At 41.2% G+C, this 25,018-nt stretch carries 22 protein-coding genes; 8 read left to right on the top strand and 14 right to left on the bottom strand.

From position 1 onward, the window contains the following. Positions 1-60: 60 nt before the first annotated feature. A complete protein-coding gene (locus I595_RS10150) occupies positions 61-729 on the bottom strand; it encodes a peptidoglycan DD-metalloendopeptidase family protein (RefSeq protein ID WP_054559308.1) in 669 nt (222 codons plus the stop codon). A 94-nt stretch (positions 730-823) separates the two neighbouring features. Between I595_RS10150 and I595_RS10155 the strand changes: the two genes are divergently transcribed. Together I595_RS10155 and msrA are read left to right on the top strand one after the other, a co-directional pair. Next, positions 824-1,507 carry a metal-dependent hydrolase gene (locus tag I595_RS10155; protein WP_054559309.1) on the top strand — a complete coding sequence of 228 codons (684 nt, stop codon included), beginning with the start codon at positions 824-826 and terminating at the stop codon, positions 1,505-1,507. A 73-nt stretch (positions 1,508-1,580) separates the two neighbouring features. Further along, entirely contained in the window at positions 1,581-2,255 is a 675-nt protein-coding gene (gene msrA / locus I595_RS10160) for a peptide-methionine (S)-S-oxide reductase MsrA (protein WP_054559310.1), read from the top strand. Positions 2,256-2,263: 8 nt separating this feature from the next. Here msrA and I595_RS10165 read toward each other — a convergent pair whose 3' ends face one another. From I595_RS10165 to I595_RS10180, 4 genes are all read right to left on the bottom strand, one after another. After that, positions 2,264-3,877, bottom strand: coding sequence for a hypothetical protein (locus I595_RS10165; protein WP_054559311.1), 1,614 nt, complete (start codon positions 3,875-3,877; stop codon positions 2,264-2,266). After that, positions 3,849-4,436, bottom strand: a complete 588-nt coding sequence (locus tag I595_RS10170; protein WP_054559312.1) for a hypothetical protein — start codon at positions 4,434-4,436, stop codon at positions 3,849-3,851. Before I595_RS10170 ends, I595_RS10165 begins: the two co-directional genes overlap by 29 nt. After that, the gene (locus I595_RS10175) at positions 4,420-4,962 is read right to left on the bottom strand and encodes an RNA polymerase sigma factor (RefSeq protein WP_054559313.1); all 543 of its coding nucleotides are present in this window, start codon (positions 4,960-4,962) and stop codon (positions 4,420-4,422) included. The genes I595_RS10170 and I595_RS10175 overlap by 17 nt, the downstream gene beginning before the upstream one ends. A gap of 131 nt (positions 4,963-5,093) precedes the next feature. Then, a complete protein-coding gene (locus tag I595_RS10180) occupies positions 5,094-5,516 on the bottom strand; it encodes an Ohr family peroxiredoxin (protein ID WP_054559314.1) in 423 nt (140 codons plus the stop codon). Between the two features lie 188 nt (positions 5,517-5,704). Here I595_RS10180 and meaB point away from each other — a divergent pair, with 188 nt between their 5' ends. From meaB to I595_RS10195, 3 genes are all read left to right on the top strand, one after another. After that, positions 5,705-6,730, top strand: coding sequence for a methylmalonyl Co-A mutase-associated GTPase MeaB (meaB, locus tag I595_RS10185; RefSeq protein ID WP_054559315.1), 1,026 nt, complete (start codon positions 5,705-5,707; stop codon positions 6,728-6,730). A gap of 157 nt (positions 6,731-6,887) precedes the next feature. Next, on the top strand, positions 6,888-7,844 hold the full coding sequence (locus I595_RS10190) for a glycosyltransferase family 2 protein (protein ID WP_054559316.1): 957 nt from the start codon (positions 6,888-6,890) through the stop codon (positions 7,842-7,844). Next, positions 7,825-8,715 carry a lysylphosphatidylglycerol synthase transmembrane domain-containing protein gene (locus I595_RS10195; protein ID WP_054559317.1) on the top strand — a complete coding sequence of 297 codons (891 nt, stop codon included), beginning with the start codon at positions 7,825-7,827 and terminating at the stop codon, positions 8,713-8,715. Before I595_RS10190 ends, I595_RS10195 begins: the two co-directional genes overlap by 20 nt. Here I595_RS10195 and I595_RS10200 read toward each other — a convergent pair. From I595_RS10200 to mazG, 5 genes are all read right to left on the bottom strand, one after another. Beyond that, the gene (locus tag I595_RS10200; protein ID WP_054559453.1) at positions 8,698-10,356 is read right to left on the bottom strand and encodes an ArnT family glycosyltransferase; all 1,659 of its coding nucleotides are present in this window, start codon (positions 10,354-10,356) and stop codon (positions 8,698-8,700) included. The genes I595_RS10195 and I595_RS10200 overlap by 18 nt on opposite strands. Next, positions 10,353-10,925, bottom strand: a complete 573-nt coding sequence (locus tag I595_RS10205) for a phosphatase PAP2 family protein (RefSeq protein ID WP_054559318.1) — start codon at positions 10,923-10,925, stop codon at positions 10,353-10,355. Before I595_RS10205 ends, I595_RS10200 begins: the two co-directional genes overlap by 4 nt. Before the next feature lie 5 nt (positions 10,926-10,930). After that, positions 10,931-11,158 carry a hypothetical protein gene (locus I595_RS10210; RefSeq protein WP_054559319.1) on the bottom strand — a complete coding sequence of 76 codons (228 nt, stop codon included), beginning with the start codon at positions 11,156-11,158 and terminating at the stop codon, positions 10,931-10,933. A 3-nt stretch (positions 11,159-11,161) separates the two neighbouring features. Beyond that, positions 11,162-12,529 (bottom strand): MATE family efflux transporter, encoded by a 1,368-nt coding sequence (locus tag I595_RS10215; RefSeq protein ID WP_054559320.1) that lies wholly within the window; start codon positions 12,527-12,529, stop codon positions 11,162-11,164. 184 nt (positions 12,530-12,713) lie between these two features. After that, positions 12,714-13,499, bottom strand: a complete 786-nt coding sequence (gene mazG, locus I595_RS10220; protein ID WP_054559321.1) for a nucleoside triphosphate pyrophosphohydrolase — start codon at positions 13,497-13,499, stop codon at positions 12,714-12,716. Between the two features lie 210 nt (positions 13,500-13,709). Here mazG and bglX point away from each other — a divergent pair, with 210 nt between their 5' ends. After that, on the top strand, positions 13,710-15,956 hold the full coding sequence (gene bglX / locus I595_RS10225) for a beta-glucosidase BglX (RefSeq protein WP_157449719.1): 2,247 nt from the start codon (positions 13,710-13,712) through the stop codon (positions 15,954-15,956). Between the two features lie 163 nt (positions 15,957-16,119). Here the strand turns inward: bglX and I595_RS10230 are convergent, their stop codons facing one another. Together I595_RS10230 and I595_RS10235 are read right to left on the bottom strand one after the other, a co-directional pair. Next, entirely contained in the window at positions 16,120-16,479 is a 360-nt protein-coding gene (locus I595_RS10230; RefSeq protein ID WP_054559323.1) for a CoA-binding protein, read from the bottom strand. 418 nt (positions 16,480-16,897) lie between these two features. Beyond that, a complete protein-coding gene (locus I595_RS10235; protein WP_054559324.1) occupies positions 16,898-17,905 on the bottom strand; it encodes a 3-oxoacyl-ACP synthase III family protein in 1,008 nt (335 codons plus the stop codon). A 253-nt stretch (positions 17,906-18,158) separates the two neighbouring features. Here I595_RS10235 and I595_RS10240 point away from each other — a divergent pair, with 253 nt between their 5' ends. Beyond that, positions 18,159-20,600: an alpha/beta hydrolase family protein gene (locus tag I595_RS10240; protein WP_054559325.1), complete on the top strand. Its 2,442-nt coding sequence runs from the start codon at positions 18,159-18,161 to the stop codon at positions 20,598-20,600. A 118-nt stretch (positions 20,601-20,718) separates the two neighbouring features. Here the strand turns inward: I595_RS10240 and I595_RS10245 are convergent, their stop codons facing one another. Both I595_RS10245 and I595_RS10250 read right to left on the bottom strand, forming a co-directional pair. Beyond that, the gene (locus I595_RS10245; RefSeq protein ID WP_054559326.1) at positions 20,719-22,029 is read right to left on the bottom strand and encodes an ABC1 kinase family protein; all 1,311 of its coding nucleotides are present in this window, start codon (positions 22,027-22,029) and stop codon (positions 20,719-20,721) included. Between the two features lie 24 nt (positions 22,030-22,053). Next, positions 22,054-22,710 (bottom strand): TetR family transcriptional regulator C-terminal domain-containing protein, encoded by a 657-nt coding sequence (locus I595_RS10250; RefSeq protein WP_054559327.1) that lies wholly within the window; start codon positions 22,708-22,710, stop codon positions 22,054-22,056. 366 nt (positions 22,711-23,076) lie between these two features. Here I595_RS10250 and htpG point away from each other — a divergent pair, with 366 nt between their 5' ends. Continuing rightward, the gene (gene htpG / locus I595_RS10255; protein ID WP_054559328.1) at positions 23,077-24,966 is read left to right on the top strand and encodes a molecular chaperone HtpG; all 1,890 of its coding nucleotides are present in this window, start codon (positions 23,077-23,079) and stop codon (positions 24,964-24,966) included. Positions 24,967-25,018 lie beyond the last annotated feature (52 nt).

The following is a 25,018-nucleotide window of genomic DNA, read 5'->3' on the forward strand; positions in this document are numbered from 1 at the left end:
ACCAGTGTAAAGACAAGCCAATACCACTCACCGAATTGCTAGGTATTTTACCGATGAAAACTAAACCAGGTTTAAGACCAAATTGGGGTTTGGACAGTTATTTTGATAAAATAAAAGGTCCTTTTCACTGCATACCCCGGGATAATCGCCCACGTAATCTCCCAGTTCCAATATAAGTTGAAAGTGCAGATGTGGTGCATAACCCACATTGATATCTGGCGTGCCAAGGGTGGCCAGCACTTCACCCTCTTTAAATAGCTGACCCACATAAAGGTTGTATAGGGAGTCTAGAGAGAGGTGGCCGTAAAGTGAGTAAAAGCTATGGGGCCCAATTTCATGCCTAAGGATAATGGTTGGGCCATAATTTCCAGTATCATGGTTGTTTTTAAAACTATGTACGGTTCCAGTCAGGGGGGTAATTACTTTGGTACCCGCACTGCACCAAAAGTCCAGCCCAAGGTGAATTTTACGCTGGTCACCCTCACTAAACCGTGCGGAGGCGCTGTACAGATTCCTTTTCTCCAAATATCCCCCATAAGCTACCTGAGCGCCTTGGCGTTCCAAAACAGATGTGATGTAGGCCTCACAAACCTTGGGATTGGTTATATCAATAGAACTAAGGGCGTTGTTGCCCTCTGATAAATCCAGCGCTACATAATTGGCCAACGGAATACCATGGTCCAAAATAGCAATAGAGGGCTTGCCTTCAAAAACATGGGATAACTGCATACCATTTCAATTTTAATGGTGACCTAAAGACCAGTATCGGGATCAGCATTCAATTTTGTATTTTTAATAATGAAAAAATGAACATCACAAAAATATGGAGATTACATTTCTTGGACACGCATCTTTTTTAATAGAAATACAGGGGAAAAGACTTATTGTCGACCCTTTTATCACGGCAAATGAATTGGCAAAATCAGTCGCTGTGGAAAGTCTTAAGGCAGACTATATCCTGCTCACCCATGGGCATCAAGATCATATATTGGACGTTGAAACCATTGTTTCCAACAATCCCAATTGCCTTTTAATCGCTAACTATGAACTTGTGGAATGGTTTGGAAAAAAAGGAATTTTAGGCCATCCGCTGAACCATGGCGGTAAAAAACTATTTGATTTTGGCATGCTCAAATTCGTAAATGCCATTCATTCCAGTATGTTGCCAGATGGCAGCTACGGTGGAAATCCGGGCGGATTTGTCCTTAGCAACCAGCAACACTGTATCTATATTGCCGGAGATACCGCCCTAAGCCTAGACATGCAACTTATTCCTAAAACATGTCCTTCACTGGACATCGCTATTTTACCTATTGGTGATAATTTTACCATGGGTTATGAGGACGCGCTCCTTGCCGCGAATTTTGTGCAGTGCAATCAAGTGATTGGTTGCCATTATGATACCTTCCCTCCCATTCAATTAGATAAAGAAAAGGCGATACGGTATTTTAAGGAAAACGGAAAACAATTGTTATTGCCCAACATTGGGGAGACTATCAAACTTTAAAACTTAACATTTTTTTACTACGAAAACCGTAATGGGCTATGTATTTTTCGACAAAATAAAAAATTGCGTTCCGATGAAATATGCCATACTGGCCTTTAGCCTACTTTTAGGGCTATCATGCCAATCCAAAAACAATAAAAAAGAAGTGGAAACGGCCAAAGCTGATGCCCCCAAATTGATACTGTCCCCGGCAGCTCTCCAAGAGTACGAAACTGCTTATTTTGCAAGTGGTTGTTTTTGGTGTGTAGAGGCAATTTTTGAAAGTGTGAAAGGGGTAAAAGAGGTTATTTCCGGTTATTCCGGAGGGACAGAAAAGAATCCAACTTATGAGAATGTGGCCTATGGCAGGACCAGTCATGCAGAGGCGGTAGAAGTGTATTATGATCCAAAAACCATCTCATTCCAGGAATTGGTTCAGGTCTTTTTTGGATCCCATGATCCCACTACGTTAAACCGGCAAGGTCCGGACCGTGGTGCACAATACCGTTCCATTGCATTTTTTAAAAACGATAGAGAAGAAAAAGTGATTCGCAATTATATCAAAGCCTTGGAAAAGGAAATGGTGTATGACTCCCCTATCGTGACCCAAGTGGTAAAGTTCGATACCTTTTGGAAGGCAGAGGATTACCATCAGGATTTTGAACGCAGAAACCCAAACCAAGGGTATATCAAAGCGGTTTCCATCCCAAGATTAAATAGGTTTAAAGAAAATTTTCCAACGTTTTTAAAGGAGGAAGGGGCGCATTAAACACCCTGTTATTGCTTAAGGGTTACTTCACTGTATTTAGCACTGATGATAACGCTGGGGTCACGGCGTTTATTGGAGCCAGAGGATGTAAAATCCGAACTGGTATTTGGTACTGTATATTTGTTAATATCTAAACTTTTAGGATAGTTAACTTCTGAAAATTCTTCAACTAAATACAGATTAAAAGGTTTTGATGGCAAATTCAATTCAAGGTCACCATTGGTAACTGCTATATAAAATTCTTTAAAACCTTGTGAAATACTATTCACATTAAGGCTACCCAAATCCGAAACCAAACGGGCATTCTTTAGTATCTTATCAATGGTAACCTCAGAAGCTGTGGTTTTAAGGTTGATGTTTTCAATCTCACCCACATAAATGCCTTTGGAATAATTTGCCTCTAAAGTACCGTTCAACCACTTGCTTATGGAGATAGGGGAATAATTGGCTTCTATTTTAGATTTTTTTCCATCGACTTGAAATCCTGTAAAGTTCACATATTTTAACCGCGCATCAATATTTTCGGTAATATCTGCCAGTAGAATTTCTCCATGTTTTACATCCAGCTTTAAACGAACGGATTTAGGTAATTTAATATGAATACTTTTTTTAATTTTCCTACTCTCGTTGCCATTATCTTTATCAAACAGGTAGAACATATTGCTTTTTGTTTCAAATGGTACAACCTTAAAACCCAATAGTTCATATTGTTTTAAAATTTCTTTTTGTTTGGATTCTGACGCACCCTTTATTTTTAACGTGGCCGGAGATTTTTTTGATTCTTCTAAATCCAAAGATTCCCTTCTTTGTTGCACTAGTTTATTCCTTTTTGCCTGATAATCAGTTATTTTTTCTGCACTTTGTGATGCCCGATCAGCTAGCTTTTCAACTCGTTCCTCAACTAGTTTTTTTCTTCTTTCTTCATAAGCTGTCATACGCTCTTTTGGTGCTCCTAATCTTGATTTCAATCTATTGGCCCGCTCTTCCGCACGCAGTTGCAATTGTTCCGCCCTTAGCAACACCTGCCGCTCATAAGCTTCGCCCCAAGATTTGAACTGTTGTTCATAACGTTCCTCAAAATGCTTTTTAAAATTGGTAGTCCATTCTTCTAAATAGGTATCCCCTTGTATCTCATAAGCATCATAATCAAACTTTTCAATGGGTATTTCTGATAATTCGCGCCTTTCAGGTAGTTCGGTTAAGTCTGGCATTTCAGGTAGTTCTTGCAGTTTTAAATCTAGGAATAAAGGTTCTATACCTGCAATAGCGCTATTAAACTCTGAAATAGAACCAAAATTATTTGCCCAATGATTGGTACCGGTAGTTCTAACATCTATTTGCCTGCTATTACCTTTTATGTAAAACGGTGAATTCTTAAAATAGGATGCAGCCTCCTCTTCTGTAGCCCCTTCCAACACAACAGCTGCAATAATTTCAACTTCATCCTTATCCCAAGTTTCAAAGGTGATATCTGTATGGGTGGTATTTAGAGCGAGTACCGTATTCCTATCCACATTGAACCGTTCGGTAAAGGTCTTTGTCTGTTTTTGTGCCCAAACCGCCGCAGTGGTAAGCAATACGGCCAGTAAGACACTACATAACTGCTGTTGATTCCTGTTCATTTTTTGATGATTTTAATTGATTTAATTTTGATTTTAACTTGATCAAAAGCTGCAAACGCAACTCTAAATTGGTAATTGCAGCTTCAATGGTTTGATCGTTTGGCCCCAAATCGTTCAATTCGCTGTTCAAGGCTTCGTATTCTTTATCGAGGTCATCCAATCGTTTTAAATAGGCGTCCACCATTTCTTTGTTTTCTTCGGATATTTCCAGTTTTGAAAGTTCATAATTAATATTGGCCACATAATACTGCTCTACTTTTTTGAGTTGTGGCGATAAATCGCCTAAGGAGATGGTCTTTTTTTCCGCCGTATTCACCTCAACCACTTCATTTTGAATATCCCTTTGGGGTTCTTGATTTTGAAGAAATACAAAAAGTATGACGCCCAAAAGCACCACTATGGACGCAGCTATTCCCAACCATTTCATATGAGCCCGCCCTTTACTCTGCGGAAGCTCAGTCTCTAACCGTTCTAGAAACCGAGCCTCATGACCAGATTTCATTCGGTGCGTATTTTCCTGACGCTGTTTTCTGAATAGTTCCCTAAGATCCTGTGCCATAATTCATTTTTTTTAAAGATGCCTTTACCAGTGCTTTACCACGCATTAACCGGGTCCTAGAAGCGGTTTCTGAAATGCCCAGTATCTCCGAAATTTCTGCATGATCATAGCCTTCGACCAAAAAAAGCTGAACCACAAAACGATACTTTTCAGGCAATGACAGAATGCTGTGTTTGACTTCATCTACGGTCGCTTCGTCTTCCACTTCCCAACTGGAATCCTCTGAAAACTCCAAATAACTATCATCGATTGCTATATTGGTCACTTTTTTTGCCTTGATAAAATCCAAACTTTGATTCACTACGATCCGTTTTAACCAGGCCCCAAAACTGACCTCTGCCTTAAATTGTGAAATACGCTGAAAGGCCTTGATGAATGCCTCTTGCACCACATCTTCAGCATCATCGCCATCATCTATAAAGCGCATAGCCACGCACTTCATACCATCACAATATTGCTTGTAAAGGGTAAGCTGTGCCTTGCGGTCATTGGCCTTACACTGGTGTACCAGTTCTGAATGCTGCATGCTTGGACTGCTGTTGTTTGCTTTTGGTTATCTTAAAGACGCGCTTTTTTTTCTGATGTGGCAAAAAAATTAAAAACAAAAAAAAGGTCGTTTTCACGACCTTTTTTAGATGCACCATTAAAAAAAAGTGGTTAATCTTCCAATAGGTTCAAGTGTACCGTGATGTTATCCCTTGTTGCATTGCTGTAGGGGCAGATGTCATGGGCAGCATTGATGAGTTTTTCCCCGGCCTGCCTGTCCAAGGTGGGCAGATAAGAATCCAAGGTCGCTTCCAAAAAGAACCCATCTTCATCTTTATTAAAGGAAACCGTAGCAGCCACATGAAAAGCACCAAGGTCTTGAATACCCTCTGCCTGTGCCACATGTTGTAAAGCCCCAGCAAAACAGGTGGCATATGCCGCCGCGAACAGCTCTTCCGGATTACTGCTTTCTGGATTTGCCTTTCCTTTGGAGGTGGGCATTTCCACGCTAAAATCCAATACGCCATCCTCGCTTTTTACATGGCCGGAACGGCCTCCTTCGTTTGTTGCCTTTGCTTCAAATATCGTTTTCATCTTTCTATTTATTTGATGGAAAAATTAACGAATATCGATGAGCCTTCCCAAAAAGACCTATTAAACTTATGTGAAATTGAAATCCAAAACCCAATGCCATACAAGAAATCAGGTTCAGCATCAGCTAGAAGGTAAAGACAGACAAATTTGCCCTGAAAACCATATCTTAGTCATATACTTTACACACAATGCCCAGCAAGTATACTGCACCCCATATTGCCAACAAAGTCAGAAAACTCAGGAAAGCATCCATAGATGTTACCCTTGTTTTTAACAAACTTATTGCTGGTGATAAAACAGCGTTGGCCCAAGCCATTACGCTTATAGAAAGTACCCGTGAAAGCGATTTCCAGCTTGCGGAAAACTTGGTCAACCAATGTCTTACCATTCCTTCCAAGGGGATACGGATTGGCATTACCGGTGTTCCTGGTGTGGGCAAAAGTACTTTTATTGAAGCGCTGGGCGGTTTTTTGACGGCCATGGGCAAAAAAGTAGCCGTTCTAGCCGTGGACCCCTCCAGTTCTTTTACCAAAGGAAGCATTTTGGGCGATAAGACCAGAATGGAAACCTTGGCCAAAGACCCAAATGCCTTTATTAGACCATCACCCGCAAGCGATGCACTGGGCGGTGTTACCCGTAAAACCCGGGAGACCCTTATCCTTTGTGAGGCGGCAGCTTTTGATGTGGTTTTGGTAGAAACCGTAGGAGTGGGACAAAGTGAGACGGCCGTGCACAGTATGGTGGATTTTTTTCTGTTATTGAAATTGGCAGGGGCGGGAGATGAACTCCAGGGAATAAAACGTGGCATTATGGAAATGGCCGATGCCATTGTCATCAACAAAGCAGACGGAAGCAATTTGAACCAAGTAAAAATAGCCCGAGGGGAGTTTAAAAGAGCACTACACCTTTACCCCCCAAAGGAGAATCAATGGACACCCACAGTATTGAGCTGTTCTGCGCTGCACAACCTTGGTATTGAAGCGGTCTGGGAAACAATTTCCCATTTTATGACCATGACCAAAGCCAACGGTCATTTTGCCAAGAACCGCACCAACCAGAACAAAAATTGGTTCTTACAATCTGTTGACGCCTTATTAAAACATCAGTTTTACGCCAATAGCCAAACCAAGGATAGGCTAAAACAACTCCTAAACCAAGTGGAAACCAACCAAATATCTCCCTATGCCGCCGCTAAGGCACTGGTGCAGAAATAACTATGAAACAAAAACCAAGTACGTACAAAACCAAAAAGCACAACTTGGAGCTATACAGTATGGATTAAGACCCATAGGTCTTTACCCACCCAATACCAAGGTCTAACCCCCCATAAAGGATTAAAAAGCTAAATTTGCCCAAAATGATACCAAACCTATGGTGACCAATGCCTTTTTATCCATTGTTGTTCCGTTATACAACGAGGAGGACAATGTAGTGCTCTTAACCAAAAAAATTCACGAAAGCCTATTGGGCTATCGCTATCAGATTATTTATATAGACGATTTTTCTACCGATGGTACCAGACAGGTGGTAAAAGCCATGGAAGATGACCTAGTGCACCTCATTGAACTCAAAAAAAACTATGGACAAAGCTTGGCGCTTGCCGCTGGCATTGACTACGCAGAGGGGGATTACATCATTACCATGGACGGAGATTTACAGAACGACCCATCTGATATTCCCGAAATGTTAGCATTGGCAGAAGAGGGCGAATTTGATTTGATAACGGGTATTCGCCAAAAGCGAAAAGATTCTTTAGTGAAAAAAATTCCATCCAAGATTGCCAATTTCTTGGTGCGCCGGGTCACTAAACTGGATATCAAGGACAACGGTTGCGCTCTAAAGGTGTTTACAAAAGATATTGCAAAGGGGCTTAATCTCTACGGGGAAATGCACCGGTTTATCACACTCTTGGCATTTTTGGAAGGAGCGCAAATAAAGCAAATACCCGTAAAGCACCACGCGCGGCACGCCGGGGTATCCAAATACGGATTGGAGCGTGTCTTTAAAGTGGTGGCAGATATGATGCTATTGCTTTTCATTAGAAAATACTTTCAGCGTCCCATTCACCTTTTTGGGATTTTTGGGGTTTTGCTCATCATCTTGGGCATCCTAATCAATATGTACCTATTGGTGGTTAAATTTGGATTTGGCCAAGATATTGGAACAAGACCCCTACTAATTTTTGGAATGATGTTTATTCTAGGTGGTATTCAACTATTTACCATTGGTATTGTAATGGAACTGTTGATTCGCACCTACTACGAATCGCAGTCCAAAAGGCCATATCGAATTAAAAAAATTACCATAGGTGACGGAAAAGCAGCGTAAACTCTTTAAGACCATCCTTAAGGTGGTCATCAGTGCCGTTTTACTGTATTTTATCTTCACCAAAATCAGCTTTACGGATATATTGGAAACCATCGGTAAGGCAAATGTTTTGTTTTTATTGGTTGCGGTGTTCTTTTATATTGTCTCTAAAGTATTGAACGCGTTAAGGTTAAACCTTTATTTTCACCAGATTTTGGTTCCCCTATCCCAAAAAAGCAATCTTAAATTATACCTATTGGGAATGTTTTACAACCTTTTTTTACCGGGAGGAATTGGTGGGGACGCCTATAAGGGCTATGTGATTCAAAAAAAATTCAATGCTGGCACCAAAAAAGTAGTAACCGTATTGATCTTGGACCGTTTAAGTGGTATGCTTCTCATTTTCATCTACTCCTGCGCCTTGGCATTATTGATTAAAAACCCAGTAATTGCAGATTATAATTGGCTTTTTTATGTAGCGGCACCCTTGTCTATTTTTGTGTTTTGGATGCTACAAAAGCTTTTTTTTAGCTACGTACTTGCCGTTTTTTGGAAGTCGTTCCTTTACTCTGCGTTGTTACAGGCAGTGCAGTTATTGGCGGTCTTTTTTATTATTAAGGCCCTTGCCATAGAGGTTGGACAACTGGCTTATCTGTTGGTTTTCCTCCTCTCTTCTATGGTTTCCGTTATTCCGTTGACCATTGGTGGGGTGGGAAGCCGTGAGGTTACTTTTCTTTATGGTGCAGCGTGGTTTTCACTAGACGCGGGTTCTGCCATCGCAGTCAGTTTTATCTTTTTTTTGATAACGGCCTTGGTGTCCCTATTTGGTATTATCTATCATTTTAAGAAGCCGGAATTAACTTCAACTATCCAATTATTGGAGGTGAACTAAATGACGTTGGTTTAATTTGGACTTCCTTGTTGCGGGATTTAAAAATTTTAATTGCAAACGTGTAATTCTGAATTGATCAGCGGTTAGTTCTTCCTGCCATTGAAAACCTGCATCCTTTAATTCTTGAAGCTGCTCGCCATTTACATACAACCAGATATCCTTTGCATTAGCCAACGCCTTTATATCCATGATTTTGACGGGTTTCTTGTTGTAAAAATCCAAACTCCAACTATAGTCCTCCGTTAGTTTATACACTTTGTCTACGGATATTCCTTGTTGTGCTATTTGATCCGCCAATTCAGAGCCCGCCTGGTATTTTAGAAGATTGGGATAAAAATGGGAATTGAGCACACCATTCAACAAAACCGAGGTTAGGACGCCAAGGGTAATTACCCTTTGATAGTATTCCTCCTTCTTTAAACAGAAATGGCCTACCACGGCAAGAAGTGCTGCCAACAGCAAATAACCGTACCAATTTTTAATTTTAAAGACATAAAAACAAAGGATCAGAACCGCAATGAAAACCACTGCCAAAACCACGTACTGCACCCCCAACAACACTTGTATGGTTTTCTTTTTATTTGATGTAGCCAAATGGTGCAGGTATGATGCCGTTAATATGGCAAATAAGGGCATCATAATATTCATATAGTGTGGTAATTTAAATTGGGCAAAGCTGATGATAAAGAAAATCACCGAGATACCTCCAAGGGTCAGAAACTCTTGGTTTGCCCTAAAAGCAAACCTATTGCCCATAATTGACTTTAGTTTATGGGCATAGCCTAAAAGTGCAATCGCCGTCCAGGGAAGAAATACCCACAAAAAGGTGTGGAAAAAGAAAAAGTAATCGCTACTGTTCTTTCCAATGCCCTCACCGCTAAGCCGTTCAAAACTTTGCTCCCAAAAGATAAAGAAGATACCACTCCTATTATTTTTGCCACGGATTACCTTCTCTGGATGTAGATCAAATTGATGGTAATAGGCATAAAGCATGGGTGAAATAGTACATACAAAAACAGCCAATGCCACCAAGACTTTCCAACTTAAAAATTGGTTCCATTTTCTAGTATACGCTATATGGCATAAGATACAAAGCCCTATGACCAAAAGGGCAATTTGCCCTTTGGTAGAAAATGCCATACCGGAACCAAAGGCACCTAGCATAATGTTGAAAACAGAACTTTTTTCTACATACGCAACAAGCTGCCAAATGGCAAAAATGGTAAAACCTGTTAATACCGCATCCGTTCTAACATCCGTAACAGCCAACACAATGGTCTGGCAGGTCATAAAGACCAAAGCGGCCAAACGCCCCACATTGGTGTTGTACAATAGTTTCCCTAATCCAAAACAGCTGTAGGCCGCCAATATGGTTGCCAACAGGCCGGGAATACGATATGCCCAATCATGAATACCAAAAATCTTATAGGACAGTGCCGCCAACCAATAGTGCACATGGGGCTTATCCAAGTATTCTTTGGTGCCTTTAAAAAGGTTGATAAAATCATTTTCTTGGACCATACGCATGGCCATCACAGCAAACTGGGCAGAATCATTTTCCATTAAGGTCACGAACATACCGGCGGCATACACCAGTAGGGTCAAGACAATCAAAAACCAATATCTAGCTGTAGAAATCATAAACTCCATTTAAGGGCTGCAAATGTAAACAACCTGGCATATAGCCATCCCAAAAAACCACCAATGCCTACCCCGGTGATTACGTCCAAGGGAAAATGCACCCCAATGTATATGCGGCTATAGCTCACCAACAGGGCCCACACCAGCAATAGCACAAGAAGCCATTTAAACCGGCCAGTAAAAACCAACATAAAAAAGGATGCCAAAGCAAAGGAATTGGCAGCATGGGCAGAAAAATAACCATACTTACCGCCACAATAGCTTTTCACCAAACGCATAAGCTGACTGATGGTTTCATCATGGCAGGGTCTAAAACGTGCCACGCCATATTTAAAAAAATTTGCCAACTGATCGGTCGTCAAAATAGTGAGGCCAACAAAAACCAGCAAGAGCAGCGTTTTTTTTATATCAAATGCCCTATGGGATAAAAATAAAAGCAATAGATACAAAGGAACGGTAATAAAACTCACCTTTTGGGACAGGTACAACCAGAAACCATCCCAACCAGGAGTTCCCAATCCATTGAGAAATAAAAAAAGGTCCTTATCTAATTGAACTAGAGTTTCCAATACAACTAGGCATCATAACGGGAAACTTCACGGTCGTAAAACGCCGTTGCCGCTTCAATCAACTGTTCCGCCTCCAGTTCCAATTCCTTCTCATCCTCTTTGGAAAACTCTTCCAACCATTCCACCTCATCATTTTCTAGGTTGATGACAAATCGTGGAAATTCTGTGTGTACAATATAAATTCCATTGGGATAATCGGTATTATCACCGAGTAAAAACTTTGGCAACTCCATGGGTTACGAATTAAGGATTAATCGCTTGGTCAAAAATTCAAATCTAAGATACAACATAACTGCCGATGCGGTAAGACCCGCTAACAAGCCTATCCAAATACCGGTACTTCCAAAATCCGTATGCAAACCTAGATAGTAACTCATGGGAAATCCAATCAACCAGTAAGCGACAAAGGTAATTAAGGTAGGTATTTTTACGTCCTGCAATCCACGTAAGGCACCTAAGACAACAACTTGTATCCCATCGGATATTTGAAAGATAGCCGCCACTAATAGCAACTGCGCCGCAAGGCCAACAACGGCTAAATTATCTGCTTGGTTGGCCACGTCATCAATATCCAAGTACATGGTGGGCAGCCACTCCCGCCCTACCAAAAATAAGGTAGCAAAGACAATCTCCAGTAAAAGTGTTAGCAGGAATATGGACTGTGCAATTCTTCGTAAGTCCTTAAAATTTTGTAAGCCCTTCTGGTTGCCAACCCTAACCATGGCAGCAACGCTTAGGCCCATACCTACCATAAATGTCATGCTACTGAGATTCAATGCAATTTGATTGGCAGCTTGGGCATTTTTACCCAATACGCCACTTAACCAAATGGCTGCGGTAAAAATGGCCACCTCAAAAAACATTTGTAGCGCAGAAGGAAAGCCAAGGCCGATAATTTTTTTCATTACCCGTTTATCAATCTGGCGAAAATTAAAATCCGTAACATAGACCGTAAATCGTTTTTTACGTTTTAAGAGCATCCAGAGATACAGCACCATTATGGCACGGGAAACCAAGGTGCCTATGGCCGCGCCCACGATTCCCAACTTTGGAAACCCTAAGGACCCAAAAATCAATAAGTAATTTAAAACAATATTGACGACATTGGCTATAATAGTGGCGTACATGGGGTACTTAGTCTGTGACAGTCCTTCAGAAAATTGCTTAAATGCCTGAAAAACAATCAATGGTACCAGGGAAAAAGCGACCAAGTCTAAATAAGGCATTGCCAGTACAACTACTTCCTCTGGCTGTTGCATAGCGTACATCAAGGGCTTGCAGATGAGTATGATAAAGAACAGGGAAAGACCCAATATGGCACAAAGGACCAGACCGTGCTTTAAGGCACTTTTACCGGCTGCCGCATTGTTGGCACCGTCTGCCTCGGCCACCAAGGGTGTTATAGCCGTAGAAAACCCTATCCCCAAAGACATGGCAATAAAAACAAAGCTGTTGCCCAGAGAAACCGCCGCAAGCTCTGCCGTACCTAATTGGCCTACCATAATATTGTCCGCAAAAGCGACAAAGGTATGCCCCAGCATGCCCAAAATTACGGGATAGGCCAGTTTAAGGTTATAGCTAAATTCTCTGGTGTAGTTTTTCAAGGGTCAAGGTACAGTGTCTAGAACACAAGTTGATTTCTGGTATTTTAATACTCATTTACATCAATTAAGGACGCCTCGCTTAGCAGGTTTTGCCCTTTTCTAGTGTATTTGTTCTTTTTTTTTGGTCTTTTTTCCAGACCTACATCATTCTGTTTCGCAGTTGTTAGCAAACATCCTGGAGCCATCAAAAACGCTTATCCATTGTTTTTGCTTCTTCCCAAAACACATCCATTTCTGCTAGGGTCATTTCTTGAAGGGACTTGCCAATATCCTTGGCTTTCCGTTCTACATATTGAAAGCGCTCCATAAACTTTTTATTGGTTCTTTCTAGGGCATTCTCTGGATTAATATCCAAAAAACGAGCATAGTTGATCATGGAAAAAAGTACGTCGCCAAATTCCGCTTCCATACGTTCTTTATGGTTTGATTTTACCTCTTGTTGAAATTCTGCCAGTTCCTCCCTCAATTTTTCAAACACTTGGTGGGGTTCTTCCCAATCAAAACCTACCCCCGCCACTTTTTCCTGAATTCTATTGGCCTTGACCAAGGCTGGCAGACTTTTGGGCACTCCTTCCAAGACGCTCTTTTTGCCTTCCCGGAGTTTAATGTTTTCCCAATTGCGCTTTACATCCGCTTCATCCTTAACCTTAACATCCCCATAAATATGTGGATGTCTATGGATCAATTTCTTACATATTTCATTGGCTACATCAGCGATATCAAAACTTTTTGCTTCTGAGCCAATTTTTGCATAGAAGACAATATGCAATAAAACATCTCCCAACTCTTTTTTGATTTCCTCCAGGTCATTGTCCAAAATAGCGTCCCCAAGTTCATAAGTTTCCTCTATGGTGAGGTGGCGCAATGTTTGCATGGTCTGTTTTTTATCCCAGGGACACTGCTCCCTTAACTCGTCCATTATGGTCAATAACCGATCAAAAGCCTGTAATTGTGCTGCTCTACTATTCATGGAACAAAACTACAAAGCCAAAAATGATATCTGGAACCAAGAATAAAAAGAAATTGTAGAATTATCAACCAAGATACTATGTCCTATGGCAATACCTAAATTAGGGGCAACAAAATTATTTTAAAGGAAAACCTGTCAAAACCTGACAAATGTTCTGTGTTGGTATTGCCGTATCATTGTACATTGCGGCATATGCAAATCGTCACGATTATGAGTCTATTAAATCGATACAAATTCAGTTTATTACCAATACTAGCTTCTGTATTTATGCATGCCCAGTCCACATATGACGCAAAAATAGATGCGCTTTTAGCAAAAATGACCTTGGAGGAAAAAATAGGTCAAATGAACCAATACAACGGTTTTTATGATGCCACGGGGCCTGCGCCCCAAGGTGGCAACGCCGCCCTAAAGTATGAGCATCTTAAAAAAGGATGGGTAGGGTCTATGTTAAACGTGCATGGCGTTGGGGAGGTCCGTAAACTCCAGGAACTGGTGGTCAATGAATCTCGGTTGGGGATTCCACTTCTTTTTGGTTTTGATGTTATCCATGGGTATAAAACATTAGCTCCCATTCCTTTGGCCGAGGCCGCAAGTTGGGATTTGGAAGCCATAAGGCAATCCGCATCCATAGCGGCTACCGAGGCGGCAGCAGTTGGTTTAAATTGGACATTTGCCCCAATGATAGATATATCTAGGGATGCCAGATGGGGCCGTGTTATGGAAGGTGCCGGAGAGGACCCATATTTAGGAGCTAAAATTGCCATTGCCAGAATTCAGGGCTTTCAAGGCAATGATCTTTCCGCACCCAATACCATTGCTGCAACCGCTAAACACTTTGCAGCCTATGGATTTGCAGAGGCTGGCAAGGAATATAACACCACAGAGGTTGGAACCAATACCCTTTATAATTTTGTACTTCCCCCTTTTGAGGCAGCGGTATCCGCAAATGTTTCTTCTGTCATGAACGGATTTAACTTGTTAAATGGGGTACCCGTCACCGCAAGTAGCTTTTTACAACGGGACATTTTAAAGGGAAAATGGAACTTTAATGGTTTTGTGATCTCTGATTGGAGTTCCATAGGGGAACTCGTACCACACGGTTACGCCAAGGACCTAAAGGAAGCGGCAGAATTGGGTGCCGAAGCGGGTTCCGATATGGACATGGAATCCAAGGCATACATCCAGCACCTAAAAAGTCTTGTGGAAGAGGGCAAAGTGGATGAGGAAATCATCAATGAGGCGGTAAGACGCATTTTAAAGGTAAAATTTGAATTGGGTTTGTTTGATGACCCTTATCGCTATTGTAATTTGGAAAGGGAGAAAGAGTTGCTTTATAACAAGGCCCACCAGCAAGGGGTTTTAGACATGGCAAAAAAGTCCATCGTCCTACTTAAAAACCAAGGGAAGCTACTGCCATTACAAAAAGACCAAAAAAACATATTGGTCATTGGTGACTTGGCCGATGATAAGAATAGTCCTCTAGGTAGTTGGCGCTTGGCTTCCGATAATGATACAGCGGTATCCGTATTGGAAGGTTTGGACCAGTACACCAAGGATTACAAGTTTGTGCAAGGTCCCAAATATTTTAATGATGATACCGACTTTTTGTACCATGTAAAAATCAATAGTGATGACCGTTCTGGTATGGAAGAGGCCATTGAAGCGGCAAAATCTGCGGAAACCATTGTGTTGGTTGTAGGCGAACACGGATTTATGAGTGGTGAGGGCCGAAGCAGAACAACCATAGGTTTACCCGGCCTACAACATGAACTGATACGGAAGATTCATGCGGTCAATAAAAATATTATTTTGGTAATGATGAATGGAAGGCCCCTAACCATCCCTTGGGAAGCAGAAAATTTACCTGCAATCATAGAAGCTTGGCAGTTGGGCTCACAAACAGGTAACGCCATTGCCCAGGTATTGTTTGGGGATTATAATCCAAGTGGTAAATTACCCATGACCTTCCCAAGAAGCGTTGGCCAAATCCCAATTTATTACAATCATTACAGTACTGCAAGAGCCAAAGAAGAGCCCATTGTGTTTTGGACCCACTATACAGATGAAAAGAACGAGCCATTGTTTCCCTTTGGTTTTGGTTTGAGCTACGCAAATTTTGCATACTCCGATGTACAAATTGATGCTGCCAAGCCAGAGAACATTAAAGTATCCGTGGTTGTAACCAACACAAGCGATGTAGCCGGTGAGGAAGTGGTACAGCTTTACCTAAATGACCCCGTTTCTAGAATTGTCCGCCCCGTTAAAGAACTGAAAGGATTTGAAAAAATAACACTTGGCCCCAAAGAATCAAAAAAGGTTAGCTTCTCCTTGACCCATAAAGAGTTGGGGTATTACAACCAAGATTACCGATGGGTGGTAGAACCAGGAAGTTTTCATCTTATGATTGGAAGCAATTCCCAAGAAGGTGTACATGCAAGTTTTATACTGGAATAGGAAAAATGCTCTGAAGTTATACAACGCTACCGCAAAAAAATAATGGTGAGTGGTCATTACCGTTCTTTCCTGCATCCTTATTGGTTGTAAACACCCGAATCCGCGTTGCATAAAACAGCCTTACCTTAAGTGACTGAGGCATTTGTAATGGCAAAATAATCCTTTAATATTGTTGGGTGGCCAATAAAACCAGGGTACAAGCCACCTCCACGGTAATAGCGTTGTCTTTTAACCTTTGATAGAACTCGGGATTCTCCGTCCCTGGATTAAAGATGACCCTTTGAGGCATTAATTCAATAATATTTTCATAATATTGTTTTTGCCGTTCAGGGTTCAAATACAACGTTACAGTGTCAATTTTTGGTAGTTCACTTAAATTAGTTTTAATTTGCACTGTATCAACATTACCTGCCCTGATACCAAAAGCGTAAGTTTCAAGGCCGTTTTCCAATAGCCTTTTAATGGCGATGTAACTATATCTCGTGGGTTTTAGTGATGCACCAAAAACTAAGGTAGTTTTCATGATTTTAAATTCTTGTTAAACATTGGTTTTTGTAGTAAGAAAGAGCGGCAAATTACGTCCTTTATATAAGAATTAGATATCATTGGTAAGACTGTATTTTTATAGTTAATGGTTAGTGTTTAGTATGGCTTATCAATGTACAACCCCAGCGCCGAAAGGTTTGCTGGGGTTACTTCTTTCAATACCTTAATTGGTTTACCCAAATTACTTTACCTAACGTACCTATGAAAAACGTCGCCATAGTTTGGTTTGGCAAAAGAAAATACGGTAGGCGTTCATTATTGGGAGGCACATAGCCATACGAACTAAAATTACATATGGACCAAAAACCCTTGTTTTGGGTAAAGCACTGCAGGTAGGCAACCTACTGCCCAGGGGGTAAGCCAGTAAGGCAATCTCTAAGAACGCCGTTTCCCATTTACCACTTAATAATGGTACTACCCCAAGTAAACCCACTTCCAAAAGCGGCCAAAACAACAAGATCGCCCGCTTTAATCTTTCCGGCTTCCCAAGCTTCCGTTAGTGCTATTGGGATGGAGGCAGCGGTGGTATTCCCATATTTCATGATGTTGTTGTACACTTGACCGTCCGTTAGGCCAAATTTTTTCTGTACAAACTGGGAGATTCTAAGATTGGCCTGATGTGGCACCAACATATCAATGTCTTTGGCCTCCAAGTTATTTTTTTGCAGGCCTTCCATGATAACCTCACTAAAACGCACCACTGCGTTTTTAAATACAAACTGTCCGTTCATATAAGGCAAATAAGACTCATCATCTGGGTCATTATCTTTTAAGATATCCGTTACCCAACGTTTGCCCATACCCGGAGCAATCAGGGAAAGTTCTTCTGCATGTTGGCCCTCTGAATGTAAATGTGTGGATAAAATTCCTTTTGAGGTATCCTCTTCACGACTTAAAACCGCCGCTCCAGCACCATCACCAAAAATGACCGAAACCCCTCTGCCCCTGGTCGTAAAATCCAACCCTCTTGAGTGGACCTCGGAACCAATGACCAGAACGTTTTTATACATCCCACTCTTGATGTACTGGTCCGCCACGGAAATCCCGTATACAAAACCAGAGCACTGGTTGCGCACATCTAGGGCGCCTACTGTTTTAATACCCAAATCTCGCTGTACCAAGACCCCTGGGCCTGGGAAATAATAATCTGGACTTAAGGTGGCAAATACGATAAAATCAATATCATCCTTGTCAATCCCCGCTCGTTCAATCGCAATTTTTGCCGCCTCAACGCCCATGGAGGTTGTGGTATCCGCTTCACTATTTACATGTCTACGTTCCTTGATTCCCGTGCGTTCTTGAATCCATGCATCATTGGTATCCATCACTTTGGACAAATCATCATTGGTCACCACATGGTCTGGCACATAGTAGCCCAGACCGGTAATTTTAGAGTTGTACATATCCTAGTTTCTAATGTGCTGTTACACCAGCACGTCTATATTTTACGTAATGTAAAAAAATATATTGGTAGTAGGAAGGTTTGGTATAAAATGAACCAAGGCCAAGGTCAGTTTAAAAAATCGAAAAAAATCGAAAAAAATTGGTTATCCCGTGCTTAAAGAGCATCAACCTTAACAATTTACCATAAAATCATTGCCTAAAATCCCTTATTTTTAAGGCTGATGTTGGCACTTAAATTTAGATACACTTACTATGAAAAAATTAATTGGTCTTTGTTGTATTTTGTTTTCTTCTGGTTTGTTGGCCCAAGAAGCACTCACCTACCAGAAACCTTCTGAAGAAATCTTGGAGCTTGTAGACGCACCCCTTGCGCCGTCGGTCATTCTAACAGATGACGGGGAGCATATGGTTTTGTTGTACAGGGACGCCTACAAGAGTATTGCAGAACTATCGGAACAGGAGCTGCGCCTTGCCGGCCTCCGCATTAACCCTAAAACCAATATTGGCAGCAGAACAACCTACTACAACAACATCAAGGTAAAAAAAATAGGTGGCAATGAGACCCTACAGGTGGCCAACCTGCCGTCTGATCCCAGATTGGCAAACTTTAGCTTTTCACCGGACCAATCCAAGGTGGCGGTTACCAATACGACCAAAGATGGTGTGGAAGTATGGGTTCTTGACATCGCAAAAGCAGCGGTCACCAAATTAACGGATGCCAATGTCAATGCCAATATGCGTGATGTTATTAATTGGTTTAAGGACGGGGAATCCCTTTTGGTTAAGATGCTGCCCCCGGACAGGAAACCTTTGATCAATGTTTTGGAGGCTGTTCCAGAAGGCCCAACCATATCCTCCAACAATGGTAAAAAAGCGCAAAATAGAACCTATCAAGACCTGTTAAAAAACCCAAATGACGAATTCAACTTTGAACAACTTGCCAAATCTGAACTCTACAAAGTAAGTTTGGATGGTGCTACATCCAAATGGATGGATACCGATCTTTACGGGAACATTAGTTTTTCCCCGGATGGAAATTATGTAAAGGTAGTGACCATTGACCGTCCGTTCTCCTATTTGGTGCCCTACTCTAGATTTCCATCCGCCACCACCATTTATCGGAAAGACGGAAGTTTGGTAACACGGTTACTGGAAGTTCCCTTGATAGAGGACCTACCCAAGGGATTTATGGCGGTAAGAATGGGTATGCGAAGTATTTCTTGGCGTGCAGACCAACCAGCCTCCCTTATTTATGCCAAAGCTTTAGATCAAGGAAATCCTGAAAATGAGGTGGCTTGGCGGGATGCGGTCTATCAATTGGATGCTCCTTTTGATGGTGAAGCAAAAGAACTCCTAAAAACCAAAAACCGGTTTAGGTATATACAGTGGGGCAATACCCATACAGCGATTGCCCATGACTACTGGTGGAACAATAGGAATACAAAAACCTATCTGTTTGACCCTTCTGACTCCAATACGCCACCAGAAATCATTACGGATAGAAACTATCAAGATGTCTATAGTGACCCTGGAGTATTTGTCACAAAACGTAATGAATATGGCCAAAACATTCTTGCCTTAGATGGCACCAATGCCTACCTGTTGGGAGACGGGTATACCAAGGAAGGTCAATTTCCCTTCGTAAATGAGCTTAATTTAAAAACCAAGGAAACCCGCAGGCTGTACACCTCCACGCTGAGGGGCAAAAAAGAGGATTTAATGGATTATGATGTGGGCCAAGACAAGCTTTTGGTGCGTGTAGAGTCTGCCAATGAATACCCTAACTATTACTTTAAAAGTATCAAAAAGAATAAGCGTCCAGAACAATTAACAAATTTTGAGAACCCTTTTAAAAGCATACAAGAGGTACATAAAGAGGTAATTACCTATAAACGAGAGGATGGACTGGAACTCACGGGAACACTTTACTTGCCTGTAGGCTATGATAAAAAGAAGAAAGAGAAAATGCCAATGATTCTTTGGGCATATCCAAGAGAGTACAAAGACAAGGGAAGTGCATCACAAAACACCCAGAACCCAAATGAATTTACCTATCCGTACTGGGGGTCGCCCATTTATTGGGTAACCAAAGGTTATGTGGTCTTGGACGACGCGGCTTTCCCCATAATCGGTGAGGGCAAAGAACAACCTAACGATTCCTTTAGAACACAGTTGGTGGCCAACGCAAAGGCCGCAATTGATGCCGTGGACAACATGGGTTATATAGACAGGAAAAAAGTAGCTGTGGGCGGTCATAGTTATGGCGCCTTTATGGTGGCGAATTTATTATCACATTCCAATTTGTTTGCCGCAGGAATTGCAAGGAGTGGCGCATACAACAGGACATTGACACCATTTGGGTTTCAGAGTGAAGAGCGAAACTATTGGGAAGCCCCTGAAGTATATTACACCATGTCCCCCTTTATGCACGCTGATAAGATGAAGACCCCATTATTACTCACCCATGGACAGGCAGACAATAATTCCGGCACCTATCCCATGCAAAGCGAACGGTACTTTAACGCGCTAAAAGGACTGGGCGCCACCGTAAGGTTGGTCATGTTCCCAAAAGAGAGCCACGGTTACCGTGCCAAAGAAAGCATCCTGCATCTACTCTGGGAGCAGGACCAATGGCTAGAAAAATATGTAAAGCAATCTAAAACCCTTGATGTTAGGCAGCCAGTGAAAAATTAACTTTGGTTAAGTTACGTCCGTGCAGGTGTTTTGGGCAACCTTTTTGTTAAACGTAATGCCTATTGAACCTCAACTTAACCTTTTTTATTGACATGAGTCTGGCATAAAAAAGATACTGTTAATCTAGGTACTGCCTAAAATTATTGACGTTCACCGTTGCTTTTAAATCATGGAGCAGATTGTACAAACCAAAAAAAGTACGGTTGATGTATAGGAAATGTTTGGAACCCCTGTTTCCGTTCATTTTTCTGATTTGTTCGTCCTTGGAATAGCGTTCGCTCAAATCTGCAATCTGCGACCAGAATTCATCCGCACCAAAATCAAACCTATCTTGGTTAAAAGGAGAAGTAAACAAACTCAACATTTCCTTGAACAGTGCCTTAAAAAAGTCGAGCTCCTTTTGGGAATCGGTTGGCGACAAAATTTCCAACTCATATAATTTTTCCGAGAAAACCACTTCATTGTTGATGTTGTCCTTTTCTGCCAACTCAAAATAAGGAACATAAAATTCATCCGGAATATCCTTTATGCAACCAAAATCAATAGCAATTAAGGTATTGTCCGCACTGATCAAAAAGTTACCGGGATGTGGGTCCGCGTGCACTTTGCGCAGGCCATGAATTTGAAACATATAAAAGTCCCATAATGCCTGGCCCAAGGTATTGCCCACTTCTTTGGTAAAGTCTGTTTTCGCAAATTCACTCAGGTGCAGTCCTTTCATCCAATCCATGGTAATGATGCGTTCGCTGGACAATTCTGGATAGTATTTTGGAAATTCCATGTTGGGAATGATGCTACAGGCTTCCGTAATTTCCTTACTCTGTTTTAGCTCAAGGATATAATCCGTTTCCTCCACCAGCTTATTTTCCACTTCCTTGAAGTATTTGTCCGAATCCTTTCCTTTTAGGTTGAACATGCGAATGGCAATGGGCTTTACAATGGCCAAATCACTGCTTATGCTCTCCGCAACCCCTGGATATTGTATTTTAACGGCCAAGGTTTTTCCGTCTTTGGTGGCCTTGTGAACTTGGCCTATACTTGCCGCATTCACGGAATTGCGCTCAAAGGTATCAAACACCTCTTCTGGGTATTTTCCCAAATATCTTTTAAATGTTTTACGGACCAAAGGGGCGGACAAGGGCGGTACGGAAAACTGTGAAAGCGAAAACTTTTCCACATAGGCACTGGGCAGTAGGTTTTTTTCCATGCTCAGCATCTGGGCAACCTTTAGGGCACTCCCCTTTAAACTTTTAAGACCATCATAGATATCCGTTGCGTTGTCCTCATTTAGTTGGTCTTTGCCCAAGTCTGGATTTACCAATTTTTTACTGTAATATTTAGCGTAGTTCCCACCTATTTTAACACCGGTTTTCACCAGCTTTCCCGCCCGTTCTATTTTTCCAGTAGGTATTTTATCCAATGTTTTCATAGGTACAAGTCTAAATAATAAGGTTTACGCAAAATTTTCTTTGTACAAAAATTTGCCAAAATCTATGATGCTGTCCAGAGGAGTATTATCAAAAACATCAAATATGGTGGTCACGGACTTTTCTATGGCCAGATCTGTCTTTTCAAAACCTGCAGAAGAATCGTCCATCCAAAATTTCAACAAGAAAAGAAACTGCACCCAAGCACCTTCTGAGAATATCCTTGGGCTCTGTTTGGTTATTTTTAGGGTCTTGTCCGCATTACCTTCTTCAATCAATTCTGTGGCAAACCCCTTAATATGGGAACGCAGTTCTTTTAACTCCGTCATTTTATCCAACATCTTACGGTCATTGTCCAAAGCAAATAGGACATAACTACGGTTTAGGGTCAACAGCTCAAACATGGTGTAGAAAAAAGTAAGCATCTTGTCCTTGTTGCTAAAACTAGCGTAGTCCTTATTCTTATTCAGCAAATTGGAAGTATTCTCAAAAAAGGCATTCCAAATGCCCTTTTTTAAACTATCAAAAGAACCAAAGAACTGATAAAAACCTTCTTCAGAAATCTTGTTCTCCTTACAAAATTTGTAAACGGATTTTGGGTGCATTTCGTGTTCCAACACATAATCCATATACATGCCTATAATTTTTTCTTTTGTGATTTTAGGATTTGCCTTCGTTGCCATAGTATTTTGTTGAATTAAAAATCTAATTTATTCTACTTATTGCTCATTACTCCCTCCAAAAATAGCTATTAAAGGAAAACGCGCCCCTTAAGATGAAGCGCGTTTTCAACAACCTAACCAATAAATAAACAAACTTGTTGTAAGTAAATCTTTTTCATAGCAATTAGTTTACCACAACCACTACAAATATACATGTTGTTTAATTATTATTGATATTTATTAAACAAAATTATTGTTAAAGTTTAGGGAACACGCCCATCGTGTAAATGTCACTTTGTCACCTTGCCCAGCTTGGTACTTTTATTGCCCTGTGGATAAGTGAGCTTAAATATTAATAATTCATTACATCCATAAAAAATAAATCATATGGCTACAGGTAAAATAAATGTTTCCGTAGAGAACATTTTTCCTTTGATAAAGAAGTTTTTGTATAGCGACCATGAGATTTTCCTTCGAGAGCTGGTGTCCAACGCAACAGATGCCACTTTAAAACTAAAGCACCTTACGTCCATAGGGGAAGCAAAGGTGGAATATGGCAATCCGAAAATAGAGATTAAGGTAGATAAAGAGGCCAAAAAAATACACATCATTGACCAAGGTATTGGTATGACAGCGGATGAGGTTGAGAAATACATTAATCAGGTAGCGTTCTCCGGTGCTGAGGAATTTCTGGACAAATACAAAGATACTGGCAAGGATGCAGGGATTATAGGTCATTTTGGCTTAGGTTTCTATTCTGCTTTTATGGTAGCTGACAAGGTGGACATCATCACTAAAAGTTTTAAAGATGAGCCTGCGGTGCATTGGTCCTGTGATGGCTCCCCGGAGTTTGAACTTAAAGAAAGTGACAAAACAGAAAGGGGTACTGAAATTGTGCTACATATTGCGGATGATTCTACGGAGTTTTTGGAAGATGCCAGAATTACCGCTTTACTTTCTAAGTACAATAAATTTATGCCGATACCCATAAAATTCGGCACAAAAACTGAAACACTTCCCAAGCCCAAGGATGCCAAAGAGGATGACCCAGCACCAACACGGGAAGTAGATAACATTATTAATAATCCTGATCCTGCATGGACCAAGAAACCCGCAGATTTAAAAGAGGAGGATTATAAAAATTTTTACAGGGAACTCTACCCCATGCAATTTGAAGAGCCTTTGTTCAATATCCACCTTAACGTGGACTATCCGTTCAACCTTACCGGAATTTTGTATTTCCCCAAGTTGACCAATGATATGAACATACAGAAAGACAAAATTCAACTCTATCAAAATCAGGTCTTTGTAACGGACAACGTAGAGGGTATTGTTCCTGAATTTTTGACCATGCTACGTGGGGTGATAGATTCTCCAGATATTCCACTAAACGTTTCAAGGTCTTACTTACAGGCAGATGGAGCAGTAAAAAAGATATCCTCCTACATTACCAAGAAGGTTGCCGACAAACTAAATTCCTTGTTTAAAAACAGTCGTGGGGATTTTGAGCAAAAATGGAACGATATTAAGGTTGTCATTGAATACGGAATGCTCTCCGAAGATAAGTTCTTTGAAAAAGCCGAAAAATTTGCCCTGTACCCCACCGTGGATGGCACTTATTTTACCTACGGGGAACTGGAGGCCAAAATTAAGGATACCCAGACGGACAAGGATGATAAAATGGTGATCCTATATGCATCAGATAAAGAATCCCAGCACAGCTATATAGAAGCGGCTAAGGCCAAAGGGTATGAAGTTTTATTGTTGGATTCTCCCATAGTACCGCATCTACTGCAAAAACTGGAAACCTCTAAGGAAAAGATTTCCTTTGCCAGGGTGGATGCAGATCATGTGGACAATCTTATTAAAAAAGAGGACACTACCATTTCTAAACTCTCTGATGAAGAAAAAGAAAAGGTAAAGGAACAGATTGAAGCCGTCCTAGAAGCGCACAATGGGTTTACCGTGCAAATGGAGGCCATGGATAGTAGCGCTCAACCTTTTATGATTACGGAGCCAGAATTTATGCGCCGTATGAAGGATATGCAGCAAACCGGAGGTGGTGGTATGTTTGGCATGGGCAATATGCCAGATATGTTTAACCTTATTGTCAATACCAACCATGAGTTGGTGAGTGAAATTTTGAACACCAAGACCGCAAAAAAACGGGAGCGCCTTATTAACCAGTCGTTAGATTTGGCAAGGTTATCAAAAGGTTTGCTCAAAGGGGAGGAATTGACCAAATTTATTAGTCGTAGTTATGACATGATCAAGTAACTCCTGACCACCATAATCCAAAAAAACCGCACAACTTTAGTTGGGTTGCTGC

It is taken from the genome of Croceitalea dokdonensis DOKDO 023, assembly GCF_001306415.1.
Lineage (GTDB): Bacteria > Bacteroidota > Bacteroidia > Flavobacteriales > Flavobacteriaceae > Croceitalea > Croceitalea dokdonensis.

What these genes read in the sequence shown, in the direction of transcription:
- I595_RS10150 (WP_054559308.1), bottom strand. Translation starts at nt 729, where the DNA reads ATGCAGTTATCCCATGTTTTTGAAGGCAAGCCCTCTATTGCTATTTTG.
- I595_RS10155 (WP_054559309.1), top strand. Translation starts at nt 824, where the DNA reads ATGGAGATTACATTTCTTGGACACGCATCTTTTTTAATAGAAATACAG.
- msrA (WP_054559310.1), top strand. Translation starts at nt 1,581, where the DNA reads ATGAAATATGCCATACTGGCCTTTAGCCTACTTTTAGGGCTATCATGC.
- I595_RS10165 (WP_054559311.1), bottom strand. Translation starts at nt 3,877, where the DNA reads ATGAACAGGAATCAACAGCAGTTATGTAGTGTCTTACTGGCCGTATTG.
- I595_RS10170 (WP_054559312.1), bottom strand. Translation starts at nt 4,436, where the DNA reads ATGGCACAGGATCTTAGGGAACTATTCAGAAAACAGCGTCAGGAAAAT.
- I595_RS10175 (WP_054559313.1), bottom strand. Translation starts at nt 4,962, where the DNA reads ATGCAGCATTCAGAACTGGTACACCAGTGTAAGGCCAATGACCGCAAG.
- I595_RS10180 (WP_054559314.1), bottom strand. Translation starts at nt 5,516, where the DNA reads ATGAAAACGATATTTGAAGCAAAGGCAACAAACGAAGGAGGCCGTTCC.
- meaB (WP_054559315.1), top strand. Translation starts at nt 5,705, where the DNA reads ATGCCCAGCAAGTATACTGCACCCCATATTGCCAACAAAGTCAGAAAA.
- I595_RS10190 (WP_054559316.1), top strand. Translation starts at nt 6,888, where the DNA reads ATGGTGACCAATGCCTTTTTATCCATTGTTGTTCCGTTATACAACGAG.
- I595_RS10200 (WP_054559453.1), bottom strand. Translation starts at nt 10,356, where the DNA reads ATGATTTCTACAGCTAGATATTGGTTTTTGATTGTCTTGACCCTACTG.
- I595_RS10210 (WP_054559319.1), bottom strand. Translation starts at nt 11,158, where the DNA reads ATGGAGTTGCCAAAGTTTTTACTCGGTGATAATACCGATTATCCCAAT.
- mazG (WP_054559321.1), bottom strand. Translation starts at nt 13,499, where the DNA reads ATGAATAGTAGAGCAGCACAATTACAGGCTTTTGATCGGTTATTGACC.
- bglX (WP_157449719.1), top strand. Translation starts at nt 13,710, where the DNA reads ATGAGTCTATTAAATCGATACAAATTCAGTTTATTACCAATACTAGCT.
- I595_RS10230 (WP_054559323.1), bottom strand. Translation starts at nt 16,479, where the DNA reads ATGAAAACTACCTTAGTTTTTGGTGCATCACTAAAACCCACGAGATAT.
- I595_RS10235 (WP_054559324.1), bottom strand. Translation starts at nt 17,905, where the DNA reads ATGTACAACTCTAAAATTACCGGTCTGGGCTACTATGTGCCAGACCAT.
- I595_RS10240 (WP_054559325.1), top strand. Translation starts at nt 18,159, where the DNA reads ATGAAAAAATTAATTGGTCTTTGTTGTATTTTGTTTTCTTCTGGTTTG.
- I595_RS10245 (WP_054559326.1), bottom strand. Translation starts at nt 22,029, where the DNA reads ATGAAAACATTGGATAAAATACCTACTGGAAAAATAGAACGGGCGGGA.
- I595_RS10250 (WP_054559327.1), bottom strand. Translation starts at nt 22,710, where the DNA reads ATGGCAACGAAGGCAAATCCTAAAATCACAAAAGAAAAAATTATAGGC.
- htpG (WP_054559328.1), top strand. Translation starts at nt 23,077, where the DNA reads ATGGCTACAGGTAAAATAAATGTTTCCGTAGAGAACATTTTTCCTTTG.